The organism is Paludifilum halophilum, assembly GCF_002245355.1.
Lineage (GTDB): Bacteria > Bacillota > Bacilli > Thermoactinomycetales > DSM-45169 > Paludifilum > Paludifilum halophilum.
Genome location: NZ_NOWF01000094.1, coordinates 1 through 441, shown reverse-complemented (window position 1 = coordinate 441; position 441 = coordinate 1). Strand labels below are relative to the sequence as shown.

The window sequence follows — 441 nt, the reverse complement described above, 5'->3', positions numbered from 1 at the left end:
CTATTGTAAGGTGTTATACATGCACTAAGCTTGGACATATAGCTAAAAACTGCATGAACATAGGAAGAGTCGAAGATGAAAAGAAAACTAAAGCTGATAACATTCAAAAGCAAATGAGGCAACAGTGTATTCCAAAATCTACCGAGCAAGATAGTTCAAATGATGGCAATGCCACTCAAGAAGTGAGAGACTCCATCAATTCCAATTAGATCCATAAATAAGGATATGGAACTGCATTTTCTAAGTAATATCTCAAGAAGTTCCAATCCAAAATAAAACAAAGAAAAATGATCAAATCACTATTCTAGATACACAAGGATCAAAGAAAGCGTATCTTTTGCCGAGTTGCATCTACTGAGGAAAGTCGGTTGAAAACCTTACCAAGCTAGGTCAGGAGTAACTAAAAGTTTTGTTTAATCATCGAGTTGCAAGCTTCTATTG

1 protein-coding gene is annotated in these 441 nt (G+C 35.4%); it reads left to right on the top strand.

What is annotated here, in order from left to right:
- Nucleotides 1–209: hypothetical protein (locus tag CHM34_RS18485; RefSeq protein ID WP_169713837.1), on the top strand; the 209-nt coding region annotated here is incomplete at its 5' end.
- Nucleotides 210–441: the final 232 nt, after the last annotated feature.